This window comes from Aeromonas sp. ZOR0002, assembly GCF_963866995.1.
GTDB classification, from domain to species: Bacteria; Pseudomonadota; Gammaproteobacteria; order Enterobacterales; family Aeromonadaceae; genus Aeromonas; species Aeromonas caviae.
In genome coordinates this window covers 1-8,841 of sequence record NZ_CAWMFQ010000051.1, presented here as the reverse complement: position 1 = coordinate 8,841, position 8,841 = coordinate 1, and the positions used below count along the sequence as shown (strand labels likewise).

General features: G+C 63.7%; 7 protein-coding genes. 4 read left to right on the top strand and 3 right to left on the bottom strand.

The features are described from left to right. On the bottom strand, positions 1 to 1,359 hold a 1,359-nt coding region (locus AACR77_RS03650), incomplete at its 3' end, for a TonB-dependent siderophore receptor (RefSeq protein WP_042879795.1). Between the two features lie 426 nt (positions 1,360 to 1,785). On the opposite strand from AACR77_RS03650, the gene AACR77_RS03645 reads away from it, so the two are divergent. Both AACR77_RS03645 and AACR77_RS03640 read left to right on the top strand, forming a co-directional pair. Next, the gene (locus AACR77_RS03645) at positions 1,786 to 3,309 is read left to right on the top strand and encodes a sensor domain-containing diguanylate cyclase (RefSeq protein ID WP_052224773.1); all 1,524 of its coding nucleotides are present in this window, start codon (positions 1,786 to 1,788) and stop codon (positions 3,307 to 3,309) included. Then, a complete protein-coding gene (locus tag AACR77_RS03640) occupies positions 3,299 to 4,867 on the top strand; it encodes an EAL domain-containing protein (protein WP_052224772.1) in 1,569 nt (522 codons plus the stop codon). The genes AACR77_RS03645 and AACR77_RS03640 overlap by 11 nt, the downstream gene beginning before the upstream one ends. Here AACR77_RS03640 and AACR77_RS03635 read toward each other — a convergent pair. Continuing rightward, a complete protein-coding gene (locus AACR77_RS03635) occupies positions 4,864 to 5,763 on the bottom strand; it encodes an AraC family transcriptional regulator (RefSeq protein WP_042879806.1) in 900 nt (299 codons plus the stop codon). The genes AACR77_RS03640 and AACR77_RS03635 overlap by 4 nt on opposite strands. A gap of 116 nt (positions 5,764 to 5,879) precedes the next feature. Continuing rightward, the gene (locus AACR77_RS03630) at positions 5,880 to 6,779 is read right to left on the bottom strand and encodes a LysR family transcriptional regulator (protein ID WP_042879793.1); all 900 of its coding nucleotides are present in this window, start codon (positions 6,777 to 6,779) and stop codon (positions 5,880 to 5,882) included. A 100-nt stretch (positions 6,780 to 6,879) separates the two neighbouring features. Here AACR77_RS03630 and AACR77_RS03625 point away from each other — a divergent pair, with 100 nt between their 5' ends. Both AACR77_RS03625 and AACR77_RS03620 read left to right on the top strand, forming a co-directional pair. Beyond that, positions 6,880 to 7,518 (top strand): NAD(P)-dependent oxidoreductase, encoded by a 639-nt coding sequence (locus AACR77_RS03625; RefSeq protein ID WP_041211536.1) that lies wholly within the window; start codon positions 6,880 to 6,882, stop codon positions 7,516 to 7,518. 347 nt (positions 7,519 to 7,865) lie between these two features. Beyond that, the coding region (locus AACR77_RS03620; RefSeq protein WP_042879791.1) for an isopenicillin N synthase family dioxygenase at positions 7,866 to 8,841 on the top strand (976 nt) is incomplete at its 3' end.

Sequence of the window (8,841 nt, the reverse complement as noted above, 5' to 3'; positions counted from 1 at the left end):
GTCGGTGTCCATCCGGTAGCGGTCGTAGCGGGCGCCGCCGATGGCCACCAGCCGATCGAGGCGCACCTGATCCTGCAGATAGACGCCGGTCTGGGACTGACGGATCACCTTTTTATCCTGGTAGTTGAAAGTGAGTGCCTCTGGGACTATCTGGCTATGGTTCGGGTTGAAAATGTCGATGCTGGGCGCCGAGTAGTCGAGGGTATCCCGGTAGAGGACATGGGCATCCAGGTACTGGTAATCGACCCCGAGCAGCAGGTTGTGCTGGGCAGAGCCCGTCTGTACCTTGCCCGCCAGCTGGTTGTCGATGACAACGCCGCGAGAGTCTTCATCGGTGAGATAGGCGTTGCGGGCCAGGGTGCGGTTGTCCACCGCCAGGGCCGCGTTGTAGGTGTTGCGCTGATAGGCGGACGCATCCATGTAGCGGGCATTTTGCAGCACCTGCCAGCGCTCGTTGAAGTCGTGGCTCAGCTTGTAGCCCAGCAGGGTCACATCCCGGTTGTACTCGTTCCAGTTCTCGTCACCAAGGAAGGTATCGCTGCCAAGCTGCCCCAGGGGGTTGGACTTGGCCGAGCCGCTGGCGGGCACAGTGGTGTAGATGCCGGCCTCGGGATCCTTCTGGTAGTAGAGGTTGAGGTTCAGCAGGGTGCGCTCGCCGAGCTGCCAGTCCAGGGACGGCGCAAAGACGTAGCGCTCCTCCTTCGAGGTCACCGCCTGGCCATCCTTCTCCCGTGCCAGTCCCACCAGCCGATAGGCGAGCTGCTCGTTGATGGCACCGGTGCTGTCGAGGGTCATCTCCTTGAGGGTGCCCGTGCCGGTCGCCACGCTCACGTTGTGCTTGCTCTCCCGCTGGGGGCGCTTGGCGATGAGGTTGACCATGCCGCCGGGGGGCATGCTGCCATAGAGCACCGATGTCGGCCCCTTGAACACCTCCAGCTGCTCGATGGCCACCGGATCTATCTGGGGTTGCAGGTTCCAGTCGTTGTACTGGAGCAGCAGGCCGTCATAGAAGTTCTGGTAGTTGTCAAAGCCACGGATGTTGAACAGATCCAGCCGATTGACCGCCCCGCCCCGCAGCTCGGTGTTGACGCCGGGCACGTAGCGCAGCGCCTCGCTCACCGAGCTGACGCCGCGCAGCGACAGGGTCTCCCCATCCACCACCGAGATGGCCTGGGGCGTCTCGATGGGGTCGAGCCGGGTCTTGGTCGCGGTGTTGCGATAGGTCTGGCCGAGCACGGTCAGGGTCTCGTCGGCGGTGGCCGTATCCTGGCTGTCGGACGCGGCGGCCTGTACAGAGCCTGCAAGCAGGGTGGAGATGGTCACGGCGACCAGGGTCAAAGGGGGGTGAACAAGCTGCATCTGATCCTCGATTACTTACTGCATGTGAATAGTAACAAATATCATTTGCATTTTATTGTTCTATTTTGCCCCGATAATAACAATTTGGGGCATGTTGGCGGGGAAGCGGGAAAAGCGAGGGTGGCAGGCACGCCATCTCCTATCAGAAGCAACATGGCAACGCCGTCGAAGCTCTCAGGGAGGGCTCATCATGGCCGCCTGATGAAGGTCACCGCCTTCACTTTCACAGCCAACTAGCAAGTAACCATCACATATTCAGAACATGGCGGCATTTTAACCCCCATATTCACACTCATCAGACAAGTATGGTCGCGTTCTCCCTCCCCTTGTTGATCCTGGTCAATCGCTATTGATAAAGGAGGCGATAGCATGCCCACCCTTTTATCAGCCCTGATTGAGACAATACCAAGCCATCAGCACACGCCTATGAATGAGACCGCCCACCAAAATCTGCACTGCGATACCCAGCTCAACGTCACCTTCGGAGTCATCATCCTGACCCTGCTTATCGCCCTGATGGCCGTCAGTGTCAGCATCCGGACCTCTGCCGAGCGCAAGTACCACAAGGTGGCGGCCATGTTCGTGCACAACATGGCGACCCAGTCCATCGAGCCACAGTTCAAGTCACTGGAGCATGTCCTCAACGAAACGGGCAGTGTCATCGATGAATCAGGCCTGGATGCCTTCCTCAATGAGGATCACACGCCCCTTGGCCTCTCCCTGATGCAAACGTTGGCGCTCACCCCCTATGTGAAGAGCATCCTGCTCGCCGATCCGCAGGGGCGGTTCAACTCCATCCCCCATCTGCCGGTCGGGGAGCACGTTGATGCCAGGGAGCGCCCCTGGTTTCTCGCGGCCGCCGTGCGAACCCTCTTCGTGCACTACACCGACCACTACCCCAGCAAGTTCGATGACAAGAGCCGCAGCGTCTCCGTCTCCCGCCCCCTGCTCGACAAGGAGGGGTTCTTCCTCGGCACCCTGGCCATGAACGTGGATCTCGAGCAGATGAGCTATCCCCTGCGTCAGCTCATGAGCCCTCTCAAGGGGGAGTTCTACCTGGTCGATCGGGCGGGCGACATCCTGCTGCATTCGGATGTGGGGAACCTGTTTCGCCATCGCGTGGACCGCCGGCTCATCGAGCAGATGACCAACGGCGCCGACCACCTCTTCGATGCAAAGCGCCAGACCCACCTCTACTACTACTCCTTCTCCAACCCGGACTGGTTCGTCATCTATGCCGTCAGCGATGCCAGGTTCAAGGAGGTAAGCAGCAGCGAGTCCCACCAGCTCCAGATCACCCTGGTGGGCTGCATGCTGATCTGCCTGCTCTGCTGGTGGTCCTTGCGTCATGTGCTCAGCAAGATGATTTTCGAGATCATCGCCCTGATGCGCACCGGACGCATCCACGCGGGCAAACCAGGGGATCAGTTGCGCCAGGAGATCCAGAGCGGCCATCGCCAGATGCAGGAAGCCGTGGAGGCATCCAACACCGATGCCCTGACGGGTCTGTTCAATCGCCGCTGCTTTGACAAGGCACTCGACGACCAGCTGATCGCCGGCCGCCCTTTCTGCCTGGGGTTGATCGATCTGGACAACTTCAAATCCATCAATGACACCCACGGCCACCCGGTCGGTGACGACGTCCTGCGGGCGGTTGCCCGGGAAGGGCGGCAGATTGCAGGCCAGGAGGCCACCCTCTACCGCTACGGCGGCGAGGAGCTGGCCATCATCATTCCCGGGGAGGACAGCGTCAGAGCACGGACGATGCTCGAGCAGTGGCGCACCCAGGTGGCACAGCGGTCATGGCGCGAACCGGACCTGGTGGTGACCTTCTCTGCCGGGCTGGGACTGTGGCGACAGGAGTCCGCCGAGCAACTGCTGGCGCGGGTCGATCAGGCGCTCTATCAGGCCAAGGATGCCGGCAAGAATCGGGTGCACCATGCCGACTGATCCCCTGGCACAGCGTCTGCGTCTGGCCATCGTGCTCGGGCTCCTCTTGCTGGTCGGCCTCACCGCCCTCAACCTCCTGCAGGCGGCCAGCGGCCTTCGCAAGGACAACGCGCGCAGCCTGAACCATGCTAGGGCCATGATAGAGAGCGCCATCAACGACAGTCAGTCCCTGGTCGAGGCCGCCCACCCCCTCGCCATGGGCCGCTGCCAGGATGAGCAACTGGCCCTGCGCGACCTCATCACCGCCTCCCCCTATGCGCGGGCACTCTATGTGCTGGAGGGGCAGCAACTGCGCTGTACCACCCTGCACAGGCCCATCCTCACCCGGGATATTCCCCGTGGCCCGGCGGGCAACCAGACGCTGATCCTCGCCAGACACAGCCCCATCACCGGGCAGACCGCCATCCTCTACCGTCAGCCATCCGGCGATCGCACCCTGCTGGTGGAGCTGGACGGCTTCCACATCTTCGGCGCCTTGCAGGCCGTGATGGGAGAGGACAACCTCTTCTTCCTCCTCGGGGACCAGGCCCTCGATGGCCACGGCAGGACCCTGCCCGCAGCCCGCCTGCTGGAAGGGGGACAGCGTCTGCAACAGAGCGAGCCCACCGCTCATCCCTATCGCCTGGTGGCGCTCAACGGTTACAAGGAAGTGCTGGCGTTTGCCTGGGCGTACAACCAGGAGAACCTGCTTGCCGCCCCTGTGCTGGCGCTGTTGCTGGGGCTGCTCACCTTCTATCTGAGGGGGCGCAGCGGCTCCCCCCGCAGCGAGCTTGCCAGAGCCATGGCGGCCCGGGAGTTCATCCCCCATCTGCAACCCGTGATGGACAGGCAGGGGCGCCTGCGCGGTTGTGAAGTGTTGATGCGCTGGCGTCATCCCACACAAGGGATGATTGCCCCCAACCACTTCATCCCCCTCGCGGAGGAGTGCGGCTACATAGTGCCGATGACTCGCCAGTTGATGGCCCAGACCCGGGATTATCTGGTCGGGGTGGCCGACAGGCTGCCCCCCGGCTTTCACGTCGCCGTCAATGTCTGCGCCCAGCACTTCAAAAACCAGGACATCGTCGCCGAGTGCCGCGACTTTCTTCGCGCTTTCCCGGGCCAGGATCTGCGCCTGGTGCTCGAGGTGACGGAGCGGGAGATGGTGGATGCGGACGAGCAGACCCGCGCCATCTTCGATGCCCTGGACGAGCTGGGCGTGCTCATCGCCATCGATGACTTTGGCACCGGCCACTCCAGCCTCTGCTATCTGCAGATGTTCCATGTGGACATCATCAAAATCGATCGCAGCTTTATCAAGGGAATGAAAGAGGAAGGCCCCTCCCGCCATATCGTCGAAAACATCCTGGATCTCGCCCATCGCATGGGGCTGGCTCTGGTCGCCGAGGGGGTGGAGACCCAGGAGCAGGTCGAGATGGCACGCCACTATGGCATCGACTACTTGCAGGGCTTCTACTTCGCCAAGCCGCTGCCACCGGCCCAGTTCACTGATCTCCTGGCCAGCGCCACACGCCCGGAGCCATCCCGGCGCCATGCCGAAATGAGCCTCCTTCCCTAACGGGGGGCGACAGGCAGCCAGTACTCCATGGTGGCGTCGGGCTGCTGGCCGTCAAAGCCGGGGGCATAGCGCTCCAGTTCGAAACCGTCCAGCCCCCGGTATGCCGACTCCGGCAGCCAGTGCAGGATGAACCAGTGCAGGCTCTCCCCCAGCTGGGCAATGGGTCCTTTGTGGGTGAGCACGGCATACTCCTGAACCGGCACGTCGAGACTCGACAGGCCGGGGGGCGTAGGCGCCGTCGTGGCCACTCCGGCCCAGTAAGGCAGCCGCTCCCCTGCCCCCGACACATCCACCACCCCCAGCCATTCCCTCGACAAGCCCAGCGCCCCCGTCTCGCGCAGCGCTCGCCAGATGGCGGGCACCGTCTGCTGAAAATCCGGTGAGGCATCGAACAACCCCCGAATCGTGCCCCTGACCCCCTGCAAGGTGAACGCCGGCAGGCTCTCTATGCGCACCTGCACCAGGTTGGGAGAGGCAGAGCGGGGGACCGCCGCCCGCACCAGAGGCGTGCGCAACCCCAGCCGCAGGGCCCGCTTGCGATACGCCAGCGGCGAGCAGCCAAATTGCTGCTTGAAGGCGCGGCTGAAACTCACTTCCGAGCCAAACCCGTGATCCAGCGCCACATCCAGCACCCGCAGCCGGGTGGAGAGCAGCGCCTCCGCCGCCATGCTCAGCTTCAGCTCGCGCACATAGTGAGCCACCGTCTGGCCCGTCTCATGCAGGAATACCCGTTGCAACTGCCAGCGGGACCAGCAGCTCTGCCGGGCCAACGCCTCCAGGGAGAGCGGCTGATCCAGATTGGCATGGATATAGTCGAGCACTCGCTCGATGCGGGTGAGGTGGGTGCGCGCCTCGGGTGTCGGCTCACGGAGTGGGTGGGGAGAAGTCGATGTCATGATGCGCTTGAGACCACGCCAGCAGAGGGCACTCTGGCCCGGGAGGGCCACATTAAACAGGGGTGTCGCGCCGACCGCAAGGCTGGCGCACCGCCTGGCTATTCATCCCGCCCCGCTCAGGGTAGACGGCTCTGGCCATGCTCGGAAAAGTGGATGCGAAGGGCGCTGATCACCCGCCGCGCCTTCTCCGGGATCTCCCGCTGGGGGGTGATGGCATGGATCTCCATGGGAGGGGCCAAAAAGCCCGGCAGCAGCACGAGCAATCGACCGGTGGCGATATCTTCTTCTATTTCACCTTCCGGTTGCAGCGAAATCCCCTGCCCTGCCAGGGTAAACTGGCGCAGGGGCAAGACGTTGTTGCACAGCACCCTGGGCTTGGGCTTGATCTTGTGGGCCTCCCCCTTTTCGTCCAGCAGCAGTATCCCGCCCCCCAGCATGTCCGAGGCCAGCCAGTCGTGGGCCAGCAGATCCGCCGGGCTGCGCGGCGTGCCCTTGCGTGCCAGATAGGCGGGCGAGGCACACAGCAACATCCGGGTCTGACCCAGCCTGCGCGCCACCAGGGTGGAATCTTCAAGCGTGCCGACCCGCAGCGCCACGTCGATGCGATCCTTGATGAGATCCCGCTTCTCGTCGTCGGCAATGATCTGGATGCCCAGGCCGGGGTGCGCCTGCAGCAGCGGCGAGAGCGCCCGCGCCAGGGGCTGGCCCGCCATCCCCACCGGCGCGGTGATCCGCACTTCTCCGAGCAGGCTGTCGCGCACCTCCGAGAGGCGCAGCTCGGTGTCGTTCAGGGTCTGCTGCAACGACTGGCAACCCTGCCACACCACCTCCCCCGCCTCGGTCAGGCTGAGGCGGCGGGTGGAGCGGTGCAGCAGGGGCAGGCCGAGCTGGCTCTCCAGTTGACTGATATGCTGGCTCACGGCGGACGGGGTCATGCCGAGGGCCTTGGCGGCGCCGGTCATGCTGCCCGCCTCCACCACGGCGGCGAAGATGGCGTAGCGTCTGAGCTGATCCATTATGAAGCCCTGCTTACAAGTGAATGCAATTTTAAGTGGATTATTAAATCATACTCGGGGGCGTAGGATAGCCCCATTCCCACAGTGAAGGAGAATTCCCATGAAGATTGCCCTCATCGGTGCCAGCGGTTTTGTCGGTTCAGCCATCCTCCAGGAGGCCGTCAGCCGCGGTCATCAGGTCACCGCGATCGTGCGTGACGTGAGCAAGGTCGCCGCTCACCCGCAAGTCACCGCCGTGGCGGTGGACGCCCAGGACAGCCAGGCACTGGCCAGGGTGCTCAAGGGGCACGATCGGGTGATCAGTGCCTACAACCCGGGCTGGAGTGCCCCGGACATCTACGATCAGTACCTCAAGGGGGCCAGCGCCATCGTGGCCGCCGCCGTCGCGGCCAACAGCTGGCTGCTGGTGGTCGGCGGTGCCGGCAGTCTGGAAATCGCCCCGGGCGTGCAGCTGGTGGACACCCCGGAGTTCCCGGCAGAGTGGAAGCAAGGGGCCCTCGCGGCCCGGGACGGTCTCACCGCCCTTCGCCGGGAAACCACCCTCGACTGGCGTTTCGTCTCCCCACCCGTGTTCCTCGAACCCGGCGAGAAGCGCGGCGGTTACCGCCTTGGCACGGATCAGGTGTTGTTCAGCGGCGAGCAGCCCGCCGGGATCACGGTCGGCGATCTGGCGGACGGGGTGCTGAACGAGGCGCAAGCACCGGCTCACCTGCGCCAGCGTTTCACCCTGGGTTATTGAGGAAAGGCGCGCCAGCAACCCTTCCCATGACAGTCACACGGAGGGAGGCGGATGCCTCCCTCCGCCTTTTCTCTCCCGCGTCTATCCCGTCACGCCAATGTCGCTCTCACCCGGTACGGCAGATCGCCGCCTGAGCCGCCCGTTGCTCGTTCCATTCGCTAAAGTCCGAATTCCATTTCGAATTTTGTATATAACTAAGAATATTTTGTTGCTTCCACCTTGTAACCTCGAACAGTAGCATCACCCTCAACCCAAACGGCGCCACTCAAGAAGAGTGCGCCCCGGTTTCGCAACACCCCGCACGCCGGGGCACGCAGACCCCGTTCACGGAAAGTGAGGAGATGCCCATGACCACCCCATCATTGCCGATCATCGATCTCGCCGCCCTCAAGGGCACCCCCGCTGCACGCAGCCAGATGCTGACGCAGCTTGGCCAGGCCGCCCGCGAAGTGGGCTTTTTCTATCTGGTGGGCCATGATCTGAGCGAATCGGCGCGCCAGGAGACCCTGGCGCTCGCCGCCCGCTTCTTCGCCCTGTCACTTGAAGAAAAACTGGCGGTGCAGATGGTCCACTCCCCCCACTTTCGCGGCTACAACCGGGTGGGGGCAGAGCTCACCCGGGCAAGGCCGGATCTGCGGGAGCAGTTCGATATCATGAACGAGGCGCAGGCCCTACCTGTGGCGCACATTCGTGAACCCTGGCAGCGCCTCATCGGCCCCAATCAGTGGCCCGCCGTCCTGCCCGAGATGAAGACACGTCTGCTGGCATGGCAGGATCGACTGAGCGACATCACCCTCACCCTGCTGGACGCCTTCGCAGAGGTGCTGGGGCAGCCCGCCTGCGTATTTGACGAGAGCATTCGCGGTGCCCCCTACCAGCACATGAAGCTCATTCACTACCCCGGACAACCGGAAGGCAGCAGTGGTCAGGGGGTAGGTGCCCACAAGGATCCCGGCTACCTGACCCTGGTGATGCAGGACAATCACTCCGGGCTCGAGGTGGAGACGGCGGATGGCTGGATCCCCGCGCCCCCCCTGCCGGGCGCCCTGGTGGTCAACATCGGCGAGCTGCTGGAGCTCGCGTCCGACGGCTACCTCAAGGCCACCCTGCACCGGGTGGTGAGCCCGCCTCCCGGGGTATCGCGCCTCTCCTGCGCCTTCTTCATGGCGGCAAGGCTGGATGCGACTGTGCCACTGCTTAGCCTCTCCCCCGAGCTGGCGGCGCTGGCCGAAGGGCCCCAGAGCGATCCCGCCAACCCGCTCTTTTATCAGGTGGGGGAAAACGTGCTCAAGGGGAGGCTGCGCTCCCACCCGGATGTGGCGG

Bases quoted from the DNA above. Each gene is read 5' to 3' on its own strand.
- AACR77_RS03645 (WP_052224773.1), top strand. From the start codon at position 1,786: ATGAATGAGACCGCCCACCAAAATCTGCACTGCGATACCCAGCTCAAC.
- AACR77_RS03640 (WP_052224772.1), top strand. From the start codon at position 3,299: ATGCCGACTGATCCCCTGGCACAGCGTCTGCGTCTGGCCATCGTGCTC.
- AACR77_RS03635 (WP_042879806.1), bottom strand. From the start codon at position 5,763: ATGACATCGACTTCTCCCCACCCACTCCGTGAGCCGACACCCGAGGCG.
- AACR77_RS03630 (WP_042879793.1), bottom strand. From the start codon at position 6,779: ATGGATCAGCTCAGACGCTACGCCATCTTCGCCGCCGTGGTGGAGGCG.
- AACR77_RS03625 (WP_041211536.1), top strand. From the start codon at position 6,880: ATGAAGATTGCCCTCATCGGTGCCAGCGGTTTTGTCGGTTCAGCCATC.